This is a genomic window from Streptomyces sp. NPDC057002 (assembly GCF_042673825.1).
Lineage (GTDB): Bacteria > Actinomycetota > Actinomycetes > Streptomycetales > Streptomycetaceae > Streptomyces.
The window spans coordinates 69,618-87,159 of record NZ_JBHURZ010000005.1; the positions used below are offsets into that span (position 1 = coordinate 69,618).

Genomic DNA, 17,542 nt, shown 5'->3' on the forward strand with positions numbered 1-17,542 from the left:
CTCATATCGCGTTATGAGACGCTGACTCCGAAGTCCAGCGCGATCCCCCGCAGCCCCGACGCGTACCCCTGTCCCACGGCCCTGAACTTCCATTCGCCCTGGTAGCGATAGACCTCACCGAAGATCATCGCGGTCTCCGTGGAGGCGTCCTCGCTGAGGTCGTAGCGGGCGAGTTCCTGGCCGTCCGCCTGGTTCACCACGCGGATGAAGGCGTTGCTGACCTGGCCGAAGGTCTGGCCGCGCTCGTCGGCCATGTGGATGGAGACGGGGAACACGATCTTGTCGCACCCCGGCGGCACCTTGGAGAGGTCGATCAGGAGCGACTCGTCGTCGCCGTCGCCCTCACCGGTGAGGTTGTCACCGGTGTGCTCCACCGAACCGTCCGGGCTCTTGAGCTGGTTGTAGAACACGAACCACTCGTCCCCGAGCACGCGCCCGCCACTGCACATCAGGGCGCTGGCGTCGAGGTCGAAGGGTGCTCCGGTGGTGGAGCGCGCGTCCCAGCCGAGCCCGATCATCACCTGCGTGAGATTCGGTGCGGCTTTGGACAGGGAGACATTGCCTCCCTTGGCGAGCGTGACGCCCATGATTCCCTCCCCGGGTGTTCTTTCTGAGGTGGTCCTGCACGTCCGGCGCCGCACGTAAACCGTGCGGCGCCGGATGGTGAGACCTTGAGGTCGTCCGCTCAGACGTTCACGCCAAAGTCCTGCGCGATGCCGCGCAGGCCCGAGGCGTAGCCCTGGCCGATGGCGCGGAACTTCCACTCCGCGCCGTGCCGGTAGAGCTCACCGAAGACCATGGCGGTCTCGGTGGAGGCGTCCTCGCTCAGGTCGTACCGGGCGATCTCGGTGCCGCCGGCCTGGTTCACGACGCGGATGAACGCGTTGCGCACCTGGCCGAAGGACTGCTGGCGGGTCTCGGCGTCGTAGATCGAGACCGGGAAGACGATCTTCTCCACGTCGGCCGGGACGCCGGCGAGGTCGACCTTGATCTGCTCGTCGTCGCCCTCGCCCTCACCGGTGAGGTTGTCGCCGGTGTGCTCGACGGAGCCGTCCGGCGTCTTGAGGTTGTTGAAGAAGATGAAGTGCTGGTCGTTGCCGACCTTGCCGGAGTTGTTCAGCAGCAGCGCGCTGGCGTCCAGGTCGAAGTCCGTGCCGGTCGTGGTGCGGATGTCCCACCCCAGACCGATGATGACCGCGGTCAGGCCCGGCGCCTCCTTGCTAAGCGATACGTTGCCGCCCTTGCTGAGGCTGACTCCCACGAGTCCTCCATTGGTGTTCTGGGGCGGGATGCCCCGTTGTGCTCGGATGTCGGATCAACGAGTCGATCCTAGTGACGGGTTCCCGCACCACCCAGGCCCTGAAGCCGGGAATTCAGCGGGTGTCGGGCGCATGCCGCCCGACCGGCGTCACAGGGAGTCGAGCGCCTTCACGTAGTCGTTCAGGTCGCGCGCGTCCGGCAGGCCGTTGACGACGGTCCACCGCACGACGCCCTCCTTGTCGATGACGAAGGTGCCGCGCACGGCGCAGCCCTTGTCCTCGTCGAAGACGCCGTAGGCCCGCGAGACGTTGCCGTGCGGCCAGAAGTCCGACAGCAGCGGGTACTCAAGACCCTCCTGCTCGGCGAAGACGCGCAGCGTGTGGATGGAGTCGTTGGAGACGGCGAGCAGCTGGGTGTCGCGGTCGGAGAACTGCGGCAGATTGTCACGCAGCTCGCACAGCTCGCCGGTGCACACACCGGTGAAGGCGAAGGGGTAGAAGAGCAGCACGACGTTCTTCTCGCCGCGGAAGTCGGACAGCCTCACGCTCGCGCCGTGGTTGTCCTTGAGCTCGAAGTCGGGGGCCTTCTCGCCGGCCTGGATCGCCATCGTGGTGGGTGTCCCTTCGTGCGGCTTCTCGGGTGGGGACCACCCTACGCAGGCACCGGGACAGGCCGATGGGCGGGCCGACGGCTGTCGGCCCGCCCCGTCCAACGACTAACGCTTGGACTTGGCGGCCTTCGGCGTGGCCAGCCGGCTGCCGCTCCAGTCCTTTCCGACGCTGACGCTCTTGGACGCCGTCAGACCCGCCGTAGTGGCGGCCTCCGAGATGTCGCTCGGCTCCACATAGCCCGAACGGCCGGTCTTCGGCGTGAGGAGCAGGATCGCGCCGCCCTCTTCGATGTACGTGGTGGCATCGACCAGCGAGTCCGTCAGGTCGCCGTCGTCGTCACGGAACCACAGCACAACGGCGTCGGCCACGTCGTCATAGTCCTCGTCCACCAGGTCGCTCTCCACAATGCCTTCGATGGCCTCGCGGAGTTCCTGGTCCACGTCGTCGTCGTAGCCGATCTCCTGGACCACCTGCCCGGGCTGGAACCCCAGCCTGGCGGCAGGGTTCGTCCGCTCCTCCGCGTGGTCCGCGGTCGCGCTCACGGGTTGCCTCCTGATCATGTTTTGGGAATGTCTCAGCCACGCGCGTGCGCGAAGCATTGGCCGTAGTCCACACGGGCGGGGCGGATCGCGCAAGTACCCGGCCGTTCAGACGGCCGAAACGGTGACGATCCTGGCCGTGTCACCGCAACTCCAGGCACACCATCATGGTCCGAGGTGACGTACACCACACCTTTCTGCCCTGTTTGGGCGTTTGGGAATCGTCTGTGGGTACGAGACTCGAATGTATTCACCCCATACGTCACAGAGCCGAGCTCCCGCCCGGGTTACCGATCGGTAGAGATGACGTTTACGGCCCCGAGGTAGACCATGGATGGCGGCGCAGCCCAGCGACATCGCCCAGCGACTCCAGCGAAGCAGCGGCCCCGGCACGGCCCTCCGACAGGTAAGGAACAGCGTGGCTTCCGCATCCGATCGCAACCCGATCATCATTGGCGGCCTTCCGAGTCAGGTTCCTGACTTCGACCCCGAAGAGACGCAGGAGTGGCTCGACTCCCTCGACGCCGCCGTCGACGAGCGCGGCCGTGAGCGCGCCCGCTACCTGATGCTGCGGCTGATCGAGCGGGCCCGCGAGAAGCGCGTGGCCGTGCCGGAGATGCGCAGCACGGACTACGTCAACACCATCCCGACCAAGAGCGAGCCGTTCTTCCCGGGCAACGAGGAGATCGAGCGGAAGATCCTCAACGCGACCCGCTGGAACGCGGCCGTGATGGTGTCCAGGGCCCAGCGCCCCGGGATCGGCGTCGGCGGCCACATCGCCACGTTCGCGTCCTCCGCCTCCCTCTACGACGTCGGCTTCAACCACTTCTTCCGCGGCAAGGACGAGGGCGACGGCGGCGACCAGGTCTTCTTCCAGGGCCACGCCTCGCCGGGCATCTACGCCCGCGCCTTCATGCTGGACCGGCTCAGCGAGGAGCACCTGGACGGCTTCCGCCAGGAGAAGTCGAAGGCGCCCTACGGCCTGTCGTCGTACCCGCACCCGCGCCTGATGCCGGACTTCTGGGAGTTCCCGACGGTGTCGATGGGCCTCGGCCCGATCGGCGCGATCTACCAGGCGCGGATGAACCGCTACATGCACGCGCGCGGGATCGCCGACACCACCAAGTCGCAGGTGTGGGCGTTCCTCGGCGACGGCGAGATGGACGAGCCGGAGTCGCTGGGGCAGCTCACGCTCGCCGCCCGAGAGGGCCTGGACAACCTGACCTTCGTCGTCAACTGCAACCTCCAGCGGCTAGACGGCCCGGTGCGCGGCAACGGCAAGGTCATCCAGGAGCTGGAGTCGGTCTTCCGCGGCGCCGGCTGGAACGTGATCAAGCTGGTGTGGGACCGCAGCTGGGACCCGCTGCTCGCCCAGGACCGCGACGGTGTGCTGGTCAACAAGATGAACACCACGCCCGACGGACAGTTCCAGACGTACGCCACGGAGACCGGCGCGTACATCCGCGACCACTTCTTCGGTGACGACCACCGGCTGCGGGCGATGGTCGAGGGCATGACCGACGACCAGGTCCTGCACCTGGGGCGCGGCGGTCACGACCACAAGAAGATCTTCGCGGCGTACAAGGCGGCGGCCGAGCACAAGGGCCAGCCGACGGTGATCCTCGCCAAGACGATCAAGGGCTGGACGCTGGGCCCGAACTTCGAGGGCCGCAACGCCACGCACCAGATGAAGAAGCTCACGGTCGACGACCTCAAGCGCTTCCGCGACCGCCTCCACCTGCCGATCCCGGACAAGGAGCTGGAGTCCGGCGCCCCGCCGTACTACCACCCGGGCCGGGACTCGGAGGAGATCCAGTACATGCACGACCGCCGCAAGGGACTCGGCGGTTACGTCCCGACGCGTGTCGTGCGGTCCAAGCCGCTGCCTCTCCCCGAGGACAAGACGTACGCGACCGTGAAGAAGGGCTCGGGTCAGCAGTCCATCGCGACGACGATGGCGTTTGTCCGGCTCCTCAAGGACCTCATGCGGGACAAGGAGCTCGGCAAGCGGTTCGTGCTGATCGCGCCGGACGAGTACCGCACGTTCGGCATGGACTCGTTCTTCCCGAGTGCGAAGATCTACAACCCGCTCGGCCAGCAGTACGAGTCGGTCGACCGCGATCTGCTGCTCGCCTACAAGGAGTCGCCGAACGGCCAGATGCTGCACGACGGCATCTCGGAGGCGGGCTGCACGGCCTCGCTGATCGCGGCCGGCTCGGCCTACGCCACGCACGGCGAGCCGCTGATCCCGGTCTACGTCTTCTACTCGATGTTCGGTTTCCAGCGCACCGGCGACCAGTTCTGGCAGATGTCCGACCAGCTGGCGCGCGGTTTCGTCCTGGGCGCGACCGCCGGCCGTACGACCCTGACCGGTGAGGGCCTCCAGCACGCCGACGGCCACTCCCAGCTGCTGGCCTCCACGAACCCCGGCTGTGTGGCGTACGACCCGGCGTTCGGCTTCGAGATCGCCCACATCGTGCAGGACGGCCTGCGCCGGATGTACGGCGGCTCCGAGGAGCACCCGCACGGCGAGGACGTCTTCTACTACCTGACCGTCTACAACGAGCCGATCCAGCACCCGGCCGAGCCGGCGAACGTGGACGTCGAGGGCATCCTCAAGGGCGTCTACCGCTTCAGCGAGGGCACGAGCGGCTCCATCCCGGCGCAGATCATGGCGTCCGGTGTCGCGGTGCCGTGGGCGGTCGAGGCGCAGAAGATCCTGGCCGAGGACTGGAACGTCAAGGCCGACGTCTGGTCGGCGACCTCCTGGAACGAGCTGCGGCGCGAGGCCGTGGACTGCGAGCGGCACAATCTGCTGCACCCCGAGGAGGAGCAGCGGGTGCCGTATGTGACCCGGAAGCTGGCGGACGCGCAGGGGCCGGTCGTGGCCGTGTCCGACTGGATGCGAGCGGTTCCGGACCAGATCGCGCGCTGGGTGCCGCAGACGTACCAGTCGCTCGGCGCGGACGGCTTCGGCTTCGCCGACACGCGTGGCGCGGCCCGCCGCTTCTTCCACATCGACGCGCAGTCGATCGTGGTGGGGGTGCTGACCGAGCTGGCCCGTACGGGCAAGGTCGACCGGTCGGTGCTCAAGCAGGCCATCGACCGGTACCAGCTGCTCGACGTGGCGGCGGCCGACCCGGGGGCCGCGGGCGGCGACGCATAGCGCCCGGAAGCCTGTCGCACCCTGTCAAGGGGTGGTGCGCATCACGGGTACACCGTGGGCACACCACCCCTTCACGTTTCCTACGATGCGGCCATGCAACAGCAGTCGGCCCGACTCCGTTGGGAACAGCACACACAACGGCCGCTCTTCGGCCTGGCCCTGGCCTTCGCCGTCGCCTACGCCGTGCCGATCGTCCGGCCGGACGCGAGCCGGGACGTGGTGGACGTGTGCACCGCAGTGGAGTGGGTGGTGTGGGGCGCGTTCGCGCTCGACTACGTGATCCGGCTGGCGCTCGCGGAGCAGCGGCTTGTGTTCGTACGGACGCACTGGCTCGACCTGGGCGCGGTGCTGCTGCCGATGCTTCAGCCGATGCGGCTGCTGCGGCTGGTGTCGACGCTGCTGCTGGTCGGGCAGCGGGCGCGGATGGCCTCGCAGATAAGGCTCACGACGTATGTCGCCGGCGCGGTGGTCGGGCTGCTGATGTTCGGGTCACTGGCGGTGCTGTCGGTGGAGCGGGACTCGCCGGACGGGAACATCAGGACGCTGGGTGACGCGGTGTGGTGGTCCTTCACGACGATGACGACCGTCGGCTACGGCGATCACGCGCCGACCACCGGCCTGGGGCGGATGCTGGCGGTCGGGTTGATGCTCTCCGGGATCGCGCTGCTGGGTGTGGTGACGGCGAACATCGCGGCGTGGTTCATAGCGCGGTTCGAGAAGGACGACGTGGAGGAACGCCGGCAGACGGAGGCGATACGGGAGCTGACGGAGGAGGTGCGGGCGCTGCGGGGGGAGTTGGCGGCGCTGAAGGGGACGCCGGTGGAGTAGTGCCGGTACGTAAAGGAGGGCCTCGGGCTTGACCGCCCAAGGCCCTTCCCTCACTCCACCCGGGTCAGAACATGCCCAAGCCCGGTGTGGCCGCTCCTGACAGCCAGATGATGGCCAGGAGCGTGTCGATGGCACCCAGAACCAGTGCGACCACGGCCGTTACGGGGCGGGAACCCGCCCATGTGCGGCCCATGGCGAGCCAGCCGCAGACGATCGCCGCGGGGCCGAGGATGATCCCCAGCACGAAGAATCCGGCGACCGCGCAGATGACTCCGATGATTCCGAGCGTCGCGCGATCCGGCCCGGTCCGTGACCACGTCCGGCCACGTGAGCGGGGGTGCCTGCGCGTACCGTGTCCGAAGCTCGCCATCTCAACTCCCGTGAACCCTCGGTCGATTGGGGTTCCGTAGGGGTACGACATGGCGAGTACCCACGATGCGAGGCTCAATCCCGCTGCCTGCGCGCTGCCCCCCTCCGGCAGCGCGCCGCAGCGGCCGTCCTCCATGCCCTGCGGAGGACTTGACCCACTGTGACCTGCGATGCCCGCCGGAGGGGAGGGGTCGGCGGTCTGGTTCACCCTGATAGGCGAACGCCCCGTCAGGGGCCGTCAGATGTGCGCCGCTCCCGCGCCGGCCTCCGCGTTCTCACCGCGCTTGGTGAGGAACGCCACCAGCACCGCGACCACGGCGACCCCGGCGGCCACGAGGGACGCCGCGCTCATGCCGGAGATGAACGTGTCGTGCGCGACGCCCGTGATCTTCGCGGCGATCGCGTCCGGCGTGCCCGGCGCCAGCGGCGGGACACCGACCTGGACCGCCTCGGACGCCTGGTGCTCCTGCTCCGGAGTCAGCGGAGGGAGCCCCGCCTTCGTCCAGTTGTCCGCGAGGTCGCTGTTGACCTTGGAGGCCATCACCGCACCCAGCACGGCCGTACCGAGGCTGCCGCCGATCTGCATGGCGGCCTGCTGAAGACCGCCCGCCACGCCCGAGAGCTCCATCGGGGCGTTGCCGACGATGACCTCCGTGGCACCGACCATGACCGGCGCGAGGCCGAAGCCCAGCATGGCGAACCAGAGCGACATGACACCGCTGCCGGTGTCCGTCTCCAGGGTCGACATCCCGTACATGGCGATCGCGGTGAACGCCATGCCGCCGGCGAGCGGGACACGGGGACCGAACTTGGTGATCATCGCGCCGGCGAGCGGCGAGCCGACGATCATCATGCCGGTGAGCGGCAGCAGATGCAGACCCGCGTCGATCGGGCTCATGCCGTGCACGTTCTGGAGGTAGAACGTCACGAAGAACAGGCCGCCCATGAAGGCGATGGCCATCAGGATCATCAGCACGACACCCGCGGACAGCGCCACGGAACGGAACAGCGCGAGCGGGATCAGCGGCTCCCGCACCTTCGTCTCCCAGAAGGCGAACACCACGAAGCACAGCACGGAAGCGCCGAGGAACGACAGCGTCTTGACGTCGCCCCAGCCCCACTCGGACGGCGGGGCCTTGATGAGCGCCCACACCAGGCAGAACACGGCCGTCGACAGCAGGGCGATGCCCAGGATGTCGAAGGAGCGCGGGGCGTTCTCGGCGCGGTGGTCGAGCAGGATCAGCACACCGAGGACGACCGCGAGGACACCGACCGGCACGTTGATGAAGAACACCGACTGCCAGTTGACGTGCTCGACGAGCACGCCGCCGAGGATCGGGCCGCCCGCGGTGGACGCGCCGATGACCATGCCCCAGATGCCGATCGCCATGTTCAGCTTCTCGGCCGGGAAGGAGGCCCGCAGCAGGCCGAGCGCGGCCGGCATCAGCAGCGCGCCGAACAGGCCCTGAAGGACGCGGAAGACGACGACGAACGCGATGCTGTCGGACAGGCCGATGGCCCCCGAGGCGGCGGCGAAGCCGACGACGCCGATGAGGAAGGTCTGCCGGTGGCCGAAGCGGTCGCCGAGCTTGCCCGCGGTGATCAGGGAGACCGCGAGGGCGAGGAAGTATCCGTTGGTGATCCACTGGACCTCGGCGAAGGTGGCGCCGAGGTCCTTCTGTATGGCCGGGTTGGCTATGGCCACGATGGTGCCGTCGAGGGCCACCATCATGACCCCCACAGCGACGGTGATGAGGGTGAGCCAGGGGTGCCCCCGCAGCCCCTTGCCCGGCGTCGCGTCCGACGGTGCCGCCGGTGCCTTGCCCCCCGACCCCGTCGTGTCGATGGTGGTCTGACTAGTCATACGTCGAGGCTAATGACAGCCACTGACAATTGACAAACCAATTCACAAGTCGGTAACTGACAGGACACCCTCAGATAGCCTGAACTGCGAAAACAGTTCGGAGGAGAGCCGAGGAGAGAGAGCCGCTTGAACCTGCGTGAACGCAAGAAGCAGCGCACCCGGGACGCGCTGCTGCGCGCCGCCCTCGAACTGTTCGCCACGCGCGGCTACGACGAGACCACCGTCGACGACATCGCCGCCGCCGTCGACGTCTCGCAGCGCACCTTCTTCCGCTACTTCGCCGGCAAGGAGGAGACGGCGTTCTTCGTGCCGCGGCTGGCGGAGGGGCTCGTCGTCCAGGCGCTGCAGATGCGCCCGCCGGACGAGGCCCCGCTGGAGGCGCTGCGCCGGGCCGTGCTGGAGAGCTGGGACACGATCAACGAGGCCGTCGAGGAGATCGTGCCGATCGACCTCCATCTGCGCGTCTACCGCGTGATCGAGTCGACGCCCGCGCTGTTCGCCGCCCATCTGCGGCGGTCGGCGGAACTGGAGGAACAGCTCGCGCGCATCATCGCCGAGCGCGAAGGGCTGGACGTGGACGCGGATCCGCGGCCGAGGATCGTCGTGGCCCTGTTCGGCGGGGTGATTCGCGTCACCGAGCGGCTGTGGTCCGCGGGGGACGAACTCAGCCTCGCGGGAATGCGCCAACTCACCACGACATACCTGGATCAGGTGGGTCCGGCGCTGGCCGGGAACTGGCGTACAGGGCAGTCCCCTTAGGGCATACACCGAAACGTGATCCCGGTCACTTGGTTAACGCGAGACCCTCTCGTTCTCCTAGTGTGTCCTTTCAGTGACTTCCTTCGACACCTCCCCGCAATTGAACGTCTGGCGCGCACTGCTCGCTCTGGCCGTCGTGTTCGTGATGCTGGCGACCACCGGCTGGACGGCCCTGCGCAACCAGCGGGGCGACACGCCGCTCCAGGCCTCGCTCTCCGCTTGGGAGCACGGCCGGGTCGGCGGCCACGGACTGCCGGATCCGCAGGCGCAGCCGAAGAAGCTGGCCCGCTTCTTCGCCTCGCTCACCGAGCACGACCGCGCGAGCCTGGTCCGCAAGTATCCGCTCGCCGTCGGCAACATGAACGGCGCCCCGGTCGAGCTGCGCTATCGCGCCAATCGCGTCGCGCTCGAGCAGGCGCGCAAGGTCGAGCGGGAACGCATGCACGACAGCCGCCTCACGGCGGTCGGGAAGCATGAGGCCGGCCGGAGGATGCACCGCTTCGAAGACCTCCTGGGGCAGGGCCGCCACATCCTCGCCTTCGACCCGGAGGGCTCGGGCCGGGTGGCAGAGGTCTTCGGTGATCTGCGCGAGGCGGAGCGGGTCTCGGTCGTCGTGCCCGGCGTGGACACCGACCTGCTCACCTTCCAGCGCACCAACCGCAAGTACTCGGCGCCCGTCGGCATGGCCGAGTCGCTGCACGCGGCGGAGCAGGCGGCGAGCCCCTCGACCCGTACGGCCGTGATCGCGTGGGCCGACTACACGGCGCCCAGCGGACTCGGCATCGACTCGGCCACTGCGATGCGCGCCGCGGACGGTGCCGTACGACTGAACGCGCTGGTGCGGGCCCTGCCCGGCGCCAAGCCGGTCTCGCTGTTCTGTCACAGCTACGGCTCCGTGGTGTGCGGGGTCGCGGCGCGTTCGCTGCCGGACCGGGTGGCCGACATCGCGGTGGCCGGCAGCCCCGGCATGCGCGTCGAGAAGGCCGCCCAACTGCACACCACCGCCCGGGTGTGGGCCATGCGGGACGCCGACGACTGGATCCAGGACGTGCCCTACCTGGAGGTCGGCGGTCTCGGCCACGGGGCCGACCCGGTGTCCTCCGGGTTCGGCGCACGGGTGCTGTCGGCCCAGGGCGCGAAGGGTCACGCCGGCTACTTCGAGCCGGGTACGGCAAGTCTGATGAATTTCGCAGAGATCGGCGTTGGCGCATACCGCTCGGTGCACTGCGCGCACGAAGACGACGTCTGCCGGACCGGTTTGTCCGGTACGGCGGCGGCCTGACGCGCGTAGAGACGAAGAAATTGCGGTCTGCTCGGGAGGGGGACGGAGGAGCGTGTGCCGCATACGATGAGCCGCATGGGTGACGTACTGGCCGGATTTCATGCCGCCTGGGAGTTCGAGTCCGACTCCGTGCTCATCCGCTACGAACGGGGGATTCGAACACCTAAGCTCTTTCAGGCGCTCGGGGAACGCCGTGTCCCGCTGGACGCGATCGCCGGGGTGACGCTGACCCGCGGGAAGCGCGGCACGGTCGTGCTGCGCGTCGAGCCGCGGCCCGGTGCGGACCCCTTGATGGAGGCGGCCGCCGGGCAGCTGAAGGAGAGCGGCGATCCCTACCGGCTGGTGATGCCCGCGGAGCGCGAGGTCCTCGCGGAGTACTACGCCGACGAACTGCGGTCGTTGCTGACGGAGTCCGGGCCGGCCGAGCGGTTCCTCGTGGAGCCGCCGAAGGGGCCGTTGTCGTTCAAGGCGTACGACGGGAAGGCCTCGTTCGACGGGCGGACCGTCAACTTCCGGTGGTTCTGGACGGGCGCGTCGTCGGCGAAGTGGAAGGCCGGCGACCAGAACTTCCCCGTCGGGGAACTGAACGGGGTCGAGTGGCGCTCGCCCGAGGTGTTCGAGGGGCATCTGCGGTTGCTGCACCGGGACGCGGGGTCGGCTGCCGCTCAGGCCGACCAGGATCCGGCCGCGGTGGTGTTCGGGCTGGGGTACGGGCCGGTGCATGAGTCACTGCCGTTCGCTGCGGCGGTGTTGGCGGCGGTGCGGACGTCCCAGCCGGTGGCTGCGGTGTCCGCGGCCGGGCCGCGTCGTGATCCTGCGGATATCGCCGAGCGGATTCGGCATCTCGGGGAGTTGCATCAGGCCGGGCTGGTGACAGATGAGGAGTTCTCTGTGAAGAAGGCCGAGTTGTTGGCGGAGCTTTAGCGTGTGCCGGGTTCGGTGTGTTGGCGGGCGCGGGTTGTGCGTGGTGGTTCGCGCCCACGCGGCGGAGCCGCATATCGACACAGCCCCGCGCCCCTTGAAGGCAGGTCCCTCTACTCCCTGCCCGCCGACGTGAACGCCATGTCGGCGTACCTGTTGCCTGCCACCTTGGCCGCGATGGGGTCCAAGAGGGCCAGTTCGTCGTCGGTGAGGACGATCCTGGTCGCCGCCGTGTTCTCCTCCACCCTGGTCGGCTTGCGGGTGCCCGGGATCGGGATGACCGGGAGGCCGTGGACGGACGACTGCTGGTGGGCCCAGGCCAGGGCGATCTGGCCGACCGATGCGTCGTGGGCCTCGGCGATCGCGCGGATGGGCTCCAGCAGGGCCCCGTTGGCCGCGGCGTTGTCCCCGGTGAAGCGGGGCTGCTGGCGGCGGAAGTCGCCGGACGACAGGTCCTCGGCGCTGGCGAAGGAGCCCGTCAGGAAGCCCCGGCCCAGGGGCGAGTACGCGACGAGGGTCACACCCAGCTCACGCGCCGCCGGGACGACGTTCGTCTCGATGTCCCGGCTGAACAGCGACCACTCCGACTGCACGGCGGCGATGGGGTGGACGGCGTGGGCGGCGTGGAGTTCGCCGGCCGTGACCTCGCTCAGGCCGAGGTGCTTGACCTTGCCCTCGCGGACCAGTTCGGCCATGGTGCCGACGCTCTCCTCGATCGGCACGTTCACATCGCGCCGGTGCATGTAGTAGAGGTCGATGACGTCGACGTCCAGGCGCTTCAGGCTCGCCTCGACGGCCTGGCGGATGTAGGGCGGGTCGTTGCGGATGACCCGGCGTGTCGGGTCGTCCGGGGGGATGGACAGGGCGAACTTGGTCGCGATGACGAGTTCGTCGCGGTGGGCCTTGAAGAACGGCGAGAGGAACCGCTCGTTCTCGCCGGCGCCGTACGCGTCGGCCGTGTCGTAGAGGGTGACGCCCAGTTCCAGCGCCCGTTCCAGGGTCGCCCGGGAGGCGTCCGCGTCCGAGGGGCCGTAGCCGAAGTTCATGCCCATGCAGCCGAGGCCCTGGACGCCCACCTCGGGGCCGTCGTCGCCCAGCTTCGCCGTCGTGATCCTGCCGTCCGTCATCGGGACCTCTCCGACGCCAGGGCACGCCCGGCGTCCGCGTAGAAACTGATCTTCCTGTCGAGCACGGCGAGCGTGCCGCGGAGTTCGTCGATCCTGGCCAGGACGTCCTCGCGGGTCGTCTTGAGCAGCTCGAAGCGCTCGCCGTAGGTGTGGTCGCCCTCGCGCACCAGTTCCGCGTACCTGACCATGTCGGCGACCGGCATGCCCGTCAGGCGCAGCTTGCCTACGAGGTCGAGCCAGTCGAGGTCGCGGTTGGTGTAGCGGCGCTGGCCGGTGTGGGACCGGTCGATGTGCGGCATCAGACCGATCCGCTCGTACCAGCGCAGGGTGTGCGCCGTCAGGCCGGTGAAGGCGACGACCTCGCTGATCGTGTAGCGGTCCTCGCCGTCCGGGCGCCGGTCCTGCCGCGGCGGGCCTGCGCAGGTGTCGGTACTGGTCCCCGTGGTCTCCATCACCGTCATGACCCCAACGCTAGAACCTTGGAGCGCACTCCAAGCAAGCGCGGACGGTAAGAAATGGGCAGGACGTTTCTTGATCCGTCTGGTTAGCGTACGGACTCATGAGTTCTGTACGCCGTGCCCTGCCCGAGGACGCCGAGGAAGTCCTGCGGCTGCGCCAAATCATGATCGACTCGCTGTTCGCAAGCGACACCTCCACCCGCTGGCACGGGGAGTCCCTCCCCACTCTGAAGACCAAACTGGGCGAATCGGGCGGGGAATTCGTGGCGTTCGTCGTGGACCACCCGGAGCGGCCCGGGGCGCTGGCGGCGCTGGTGGCCGGGACGATCGACTACCGCATCGGGAAGTCGGGCGATCCGCAGGGCAAGATGGGCTTCGTGTTCAGTGTCGCCACCGACCCGGACGCCCGGCGCCGCGGGTACGCCCGCGCCTGTATGCAGACCCTGCTGGAGTGGTTCCGCACACACGGAGCCCGGCGCGTACAGCTCACCGCCTCACCGGAGGCCGAGCCGCTGTACGTCTCCCTCGGCTTCCGTCCCAAGCCCGACCCCTTGCTGGAGCTCACGCTCTGAGCGCATAGGCTCGAACGCATGTCGCTGAAGAGCCTCGCGTTGATCGAGAACTGGCCGGTTCCCACCGCTGCGGCGGGTGTCGTAGGGGCGGACGGCACCGTCCTCGGCACCCATGGGCCGGCCGGGCAGCGGTTCCCGCTCGCGTCGGTGACCAAGCCGCTCGCGGCGTACGCGGCGCTCGTGGCGTACGAGGAGGGGGCGGTCGAGCTCGACGAGCCCGCCGGTCCGGCCGGGTCGACGGTCCGGCACCTGCTCGCGCACACCTCGGGCCTCGCCTTCGACGAGCACAAGGTCACGGCCCCGCCCGGGGAGCGGCGGCTGTACTCGAACGCCGGTTTCGAGCAGCTGGGCGACCACATCGCGAAGGCGACCGACATTCCCTTCGGGGAGTATCTGCGGCAGGCCGTGCTGGAGCCGCTGGGGATGACCTCGACGGCCCTGGAGGGCTCTCCGGCCAAGGACGGGGTGTCCACGGTCGAGGACCTGCTGCGGTTCGCGGCCGAGGTGCAGGCACCGCGGCTGCTGGATCACCGTACGGTCGCCGAGGCGATGACGGTGACCTACCCGGGCACCAAGGGCGTCCTGCCGGGGTACGGCCACCAGAACCCCAACGACTGGGGGCTCGGCTTCGAGATCCGCGACTCCAAGTCGCCGCACTGGACGGGGTCCTCGTCCTCACCGCGCACGTTCGGGCATTTCGGGCAGTCCGGTACGTTCCTGTGGATCGACCCCGACGCGCGTGCCGCGTGCGTCGCGCTGACGGACCGTGCGTTCGGGCCCTGGGCGGTCGAGGCGTGGCCGGCGTTCACGGACGCGGTGCTCGCGGAGCTCTAGGCCGTAGCGCCTAGGACATTTCCCAGATCAGCAGCTCGGCGTCGGTCGCGCCCTCGGCCTCCAGGGACTTGGCGTCCGTGATGCGGGCCGCGTCGCCCGCGCCCAGTTCCTCGCCGTCGAGGCGTACGTCACCCCGTACGACATGCACATACGCGTGCGCCCCGTCCGGCACCGCCGTCCGCTCCCCCGCCGCCAGGCGCCTCACGTGCAGCATCGCGCCGGCCTCCGGGACGGCGTAGGGCGTCGAGTCGGCGATGCCGTGGACGACCTCGTAGTACGGGTCGCCGCCGGGCCGGAGCGGGGCCAGCCACATCTGCACGAAGGTCAGCGGGCCGGGGCCGTCGTTGCGCTCCACGTGACGTACCCCACCCGCCGAGCTGAGCCGCTGCACATCCCCGTGGCGCACCACCGACTCGTGCCCGGTGGAGTCCCGGTGCGTCAGCTCGCCCTCCACGACCCACGTCACGATCTCGGTGTGGCTGTGCGGGTGCTCGTCGAACCCGGCCCCCGGCGCCAACCGCTCCTCGTTGCAGGCGATCACCGCGCCGAAGCGGAGGTTGTCCGGGTCGTAGTGGGCCCCGAAGGAGAAGGCGTGCCAGGTCTCGATCCCCGCGGCGGGTTCCCCGCCGGGGTAGCGCTCGTGAGCGCGCCGTACGTCCATCACGGAGACCACCGTAGACCCGCCGACGCACCTTCCCGTCCGGATAAGGCAGTCTTGTCCCCGTGCCCGAACCCGAAACCAGCAAGAACGCAGCCCCAGCACACGACGTCCACGCGCATGCCGCGACGCTGAAGCGTCTGGTGGAGTCGTCCGGATCGCTCGCCGCGCAGGCCATCGCGCGGATGGACGAGACGCTGCCCTGGTACCGGGCCATGCCCCCGGAGAACCGTTCCTGGATCGGTCTGGTCGCGCAGGCGGGTATCGCCGCCTTCACCGAGTGGTTCCGGCAGCCGGACGCCCCGCAGGCCATCTCCACCGACGTGTTCGGAACCGCGCCGCGCGAGCTGACCCGGGCGATCACGCTGCGGCAGACCGTGGAGATGGTGCGTACCACCATCGAGGTCATGGAGAGCGCGATCGACGAGGTCGCGGCCCCCGGCGACGAGAGCGTGCTGCGCGAGGCGCTGCTCGTCTACGCCCGGGAGATCGCCTTCGCCACCGCCCAGGTGTACGCGCAGGCCGCCGAGGCACGCGGTGCCTGGGACGCCCGGCTGGAGTCCCTGGTCGTGAACGCCGTGCTCAGCGGCGAGGCCGACGAGGGAGCCGTGTCCCGCGCCGCCGCCCTCGGCTGGAACTCGCCCGAACACGTGTGCGTGGTACTCGGCACCGCACCCGACGGCGACTCCGAACTGACGGTCGAGGCCATCCGGCGCGCCGCCCGGCACGCCAAGCTCCAGGTGCTGACCGGTGTGCTCGGGGACCGGCTCGTCGTCATCGCGGGCGGCAGCGATAACCCGCTGGCCGTCGCCAAGTCGCTCATCGGCCCGTACGCGGCCGGCCCGGTCGTGGCGGGCCCGGTGGTGCCGGACCTGCTGGCCGCGACCCGGTCCGCGCAGGCCGCGGCGGCGGGGCTGAAAGCGGGTTCTGCCTGGCAGGACGCCCCGCGCCCGGTCCTCGCGGACGACCTGCTCCCGGAGCGCGCGATCGCCGGTGACCCCTCGGCCCGTGAGCAACTGGTGGAGGAGATCTACAGACCACTGGAGGAGGCCGGGGCCGCGCTCCTGGAGACCCTCAGTGTCTATCTCGAACAGGCGAGCAGTCTCGAAGGCGCCGCCCGCATGCTGTTCGTCCATCCCAACACCGTCCGCTACCGGCTTCGACGTGTGACTGACGTCACCGGCTGGTCACCCTCCGATGTACGCTCTGCGTTCACGCTGCGGATCGCTCTGATCCTGGGGCGTCTGGTCGATGGAGATCTCCAGCCCTAAGGTTTTGTCGGAGCCCGACAAAACCCCCTCGTGTTCTTCGTCCCTGTCCCCACGGGCGGCCGTGCCCGTCCCCAAGAGAGAGTGTGAGAGTGCTCGTACTCGTCGCTCCCGGCCAGGGCGCCCAGACGCCCGGCTTCCTGTCCGCATGGCTCGACTTCCCCGGTGTCCGCGGTGCCCTCGAGGCATGGTCCGACGCCGTGGGCCTCGACCTGATCCGCTACGGCACCGAGGCCGACGCGGACGAGATCCGCGACACCGCGGTGGCGCAGCCGCTGCTGGTCGCGGCCGGACTGGCGTCCGCGTACACGCTGTTCGACGACCCGGCCGAGCTGCCGCGCAAGGTCGGCGCCATCGCCGGGCACAGCGTCGGCGAGTTCACCGCCGCCTCGCTCGCCGGTGTGCTCCCGCACGAGGAGGCCGTCCGCCTCGTCCGCACCCGTGGACTCGCCATGGCCGAGGCCGCCGCCGTCACCGAGACCGGCATGGCGGCCCTTCTCGGCGGCGACCCGGAAGTGACGGTTCCGCACCTGGAGAAGCTGGGCCTGACCCCGGCGAACATCAACGGCGCGGGCCAGATCGTCGCGGCCGGTACGAAGGAGCAGCTCGCCGCACTGGAGGCGGACAAGCCCGAGGGCGTGCGCAAGGTCGTCGCGCTGAAGGTCGCCGGCGCCTTCCACACGCACCACATGGCCCCCGCGGTCGACACGCTGGCGAAGGCCGCCGAGGCCCTGACGCCCGTCGACCCGCAGGTCACCTACGTCTCGAACAAGGACGGGCGGTCCGTCGCCGCCGGCACCGAGGTGCTGGACCGTCTGGTCGGTCAGGTCGCCAACCCGGTCCGCTGGGACCTGTGCATGGAGACCTTCAAGGAACTCGGCGTCACGGCCCTGATCGAGGTGTGCCCCGGCGGTACCCTCACGGGCCTCGCCAAGCGTGCTCTGCCCGGTGTGAAGACGCTGGCCCTGAAGTCCCCCGCCGACCTCGACGCGGCTCGCGAGCTCATCGCCGAGCACGCCTGACCGC

General features: G+C 69.3%; 18 protein-coding genes. 9 read left to right on the forward strand and 9 right to left on the reverse strand.

Translation table 11 applies throughout. From position 1 onward, the window contains the following. Nucleotides 1-11: 11 nt before the first annotated feature. From ACFT32_RS24530 to ACFT32_RS24545, 4 genes are all read right to left on the reverse strand, one after another. On the reverse strand, nucleotides 12-587 hold the full coding sequence (locus ACFT32_RS24530; protein ID WP_382492961.1) for a TerD family protein: 576 nt from the start codon (nucleotides 585-587) through the stop codon (nucleotides 12-14). Between the two features lie 98 nt (nucleotides 588-685). Then, complete coding sequence (locus ACFT32_RS24535; protein ID WP_382492964.1) at nucleotides 686-1,261, reverse strand: TerD family protein; 576 nt, start codon at nucleotides 1,259-1,261, stop codon at nucleotides 686-688. A gap of 147 nt (nucleotides 1,262-1,408) precedes the next feature. After that, the gene (locus tag ACFT32_RS24540; protein WP_382492966.1) at nucleotides 1,409-1,867 is read right to left on the reverse strand and encodes a peroxiredoxin; all 459 of its coding nucleotides are present in this window, start codon (nucleotides 1,865-1,867) and stop codon (nucleotides 1,409-1,411) included. A gap of 108 nt (nucleotides 1,868-1,975) precedes the next feature. Then, entirely contained in the window at nucleotides 1,976-2,413 is a 438-nt protein-coding gene (locus tag ACFT32_RS24545; protein WP_039932421.1) for a DUF3052 domain-containing protein, read from the reverse strand. A 415-nt stretch (nucleotides 2,414-2,828) separates the two neighbouring features. On the opposite strand from ACFT32_RS24545, the gene aceE reads away from it, so the two are divergent. Next, nucleotides 2,829-5,576, forward strand: a complete 2,748-nt coding sequence (gene aceE / locus ACFT32_RS24550) for a pyruvate dehydrogenase (acetyl-transferring), homodimeric type (protein WP_382492969.1) — start codon at nucleotides 2,829-2,831, stop codon at nucleotides 5,574-5,576. Nucleotides 5,577-5,669: 93 nt separating this feature from the next. Beyond that, entirely contained in the window at nucleotides 5,670-6,404 is a 735-nt protein-coding gene (locus ACFT32_RS24555; protein WP_382492971.1) for a potassium channel family protein, read from the forward strand. Nucleotides 6,405-6,468: 64 nt separating this feature from the next. On the opposite strand, the gene ACFT32_RS24560 is transcribed toward ACFT32_RS24555, so the two are convergent. Then, nucleotides 6,469-6,774 (reverse strand): small hydrophobic protein, encoded by a 306-nt coding sequence (locus ACFT32_RS24560; RefSeq protein ID WP_382492974.1) that lies wholly within the window; start codon nucleotides 6,772-6,774, stop codon nucleotides 6,469-6,471. Nucleotides 6,775-7,011: 237 nt separating this feature from the next. Further along, nucleotides 7,012-8,637: an MFS transporter gene (locus ACFT32_RS24565; protein ID WP_382492977.1), complete on the reverse strand. Its 1,626-nt coding sequence runs from the start codon at nucleotides 8,635-8,637 to the stop codon at nucleotides 7,012-7,014. Between the two features lie 126 nt (nucleotides 8,638-8,763). Between ACFT32_RS24565 and ACFT32_RS24570 the strand changes: the two genes are divergently transcribed. From ACFT32_RS24570 to ACFT32_RS24580, 3 genes are all read left to right on the forward strand, one after another. Beyond that, complete coding sequence (locus tag ACFT32_RS24570; RefSeq protein ID WP_382492980.1) at nucleotides 8,764-9,396, forward strand: TetR family transcriptional regulator; 633 nt, start codon at nucleotides 8,764-8,766, stop codon at nucleotides 9,394-9,396. Nucleotides 9,397-9,469: 73 nt separating this feature from the next. After that, complete coding sequence (locus ACFT32_RS24575) at nucleotides 9,470-10,678, forward strand: alpha/beta hydrolase (protein ID WP_382492983.1); 1,209 nt, start codon at nucleotides 9,470-9,472, stop codon at nucleotides 10,676-10,678. Nucleotides 10,679-10,744: 66 nt separating this feature from the next. Continuing rightward, nucleotides 10,745-11,602 (forward strand): DUF4429 domain-containing protein, encoded by an 858-nt coding sequence (locus ACFT32_RS24580; protein ID WP_382494616.1) that lies wholly within the window; start codon nucleotides 10,745-10,747, stop codon nucleotides 11,600-11,602. Nucleotides 11,603-11,712: 110 nt separating this feature from the next. Here ACFT32_RS24580 and ACFT32_RS24585 read toward each other — a convergent pair whose 3' ends face one another. Next, a complete protein-coding gene (locus tag ACFT32_RS24585) occupies nucleotides 11,713-12,726 on the reverse strand; it encodes an aldo/keto reductase (RefSeq protein WP_382492986.1) in 1,014 nt (337 codons plus the stop codon). Next, nucleotides 12,723-13,187 (reverse strand): MerR family transcriptional regulator, encoded by a 465-nt coding sequence (locus ACFT32_RS24590; RefSeq protein ID WP_382492989.1) that lies wholly within the window; start codon nucleotides 13,185-13,187, stop codon nucleotides 12,723-12,725. Before ACFT32_RS24590 ends, ACFT32_RS24585 begins: the two co-directional genes overlap by 4 nt. Nucleotides 13,188-13,285: 98 nt before the next feature. On the opposite strand from ACFT32_RS24590, the gene ACFT32_RS24595 reads away from it, so the two are divergent. Beyond that, on the forward strand, nucleotides 13,286-13,756 hold the full coding sequence (locus tag ACFT32_RS24595; RefSeq protein WP_382492992.1) for a GNAT family N-acetyltransferase: 471 nt from the start codon (nucleotides 13,286-13,288) through the stop codon (nucleotides 13,754-13,756). An 18-nt stretch (nucleotides 13,757-13,774) separates the two neighbouring features. Next, on the forward strand, nucleotides 13,775-14,590 hold the full coding sequence (locus ACFT32_RS24600) for a serine hydrolase domain-containing protein (protein WP_382492995.1): 816 nt from the start codon (nucleotides 13,775-13,777) through the stop codon (nucleotides 14,588-14,590). A 10-nt stretch (nucleotides 14,591-14,600) separates the two neighbouring features. On the opposite strand, the gene ACFT32_RS24605 is transcribed toward ACFT32_RS24600, so the two are convergent. Beyond that, nucleotides 14,601-15,254: a pirin family protein gene (locus ACFT32_RS24605; RefSeq protein WP_382492998.1), complete on the reverse strand. Its 654-nt coding sequence runs from the start codon at nucleotides 15,252-15,254 to the stop codon at nucleotides 14,601-14,603. Nucleotides 15,255-15,313: 59 nt separating this feature from the next. On the opposite strand from ACFT32_RS24605, the gene fasR reads away from it, so the two are divergent. Then, on the forward strand, nucleotides 15,314-16,519 hold the full coding sequence (gene fasR, locus ACFT32_RS24610; protein ID WP_382493001.1) for a fatty acid biosynthesis transcriptional regulator FasR: 1,206 nt from the start codon (nucleotides 15,314-15,316) through the stop codon (nucleotides 16,517-16,519). 89 nt (nucleotides 16,520-16,608) lie between these two features. Further along, nucleotides 16,609-17,538, forward strand: coding sequence for an ACP S-malonyltransferase (locus ACFT32_RS24615; RefSeq protein ID WP_382493004.1), 930 nt, complete (start codon nucleotides 16,609-16,611; stop codon nucleotides 17,536-17,538). The last annotated feature ends 4 nt before the right edge of the window (nucleotides 17,539-17,542 follow it).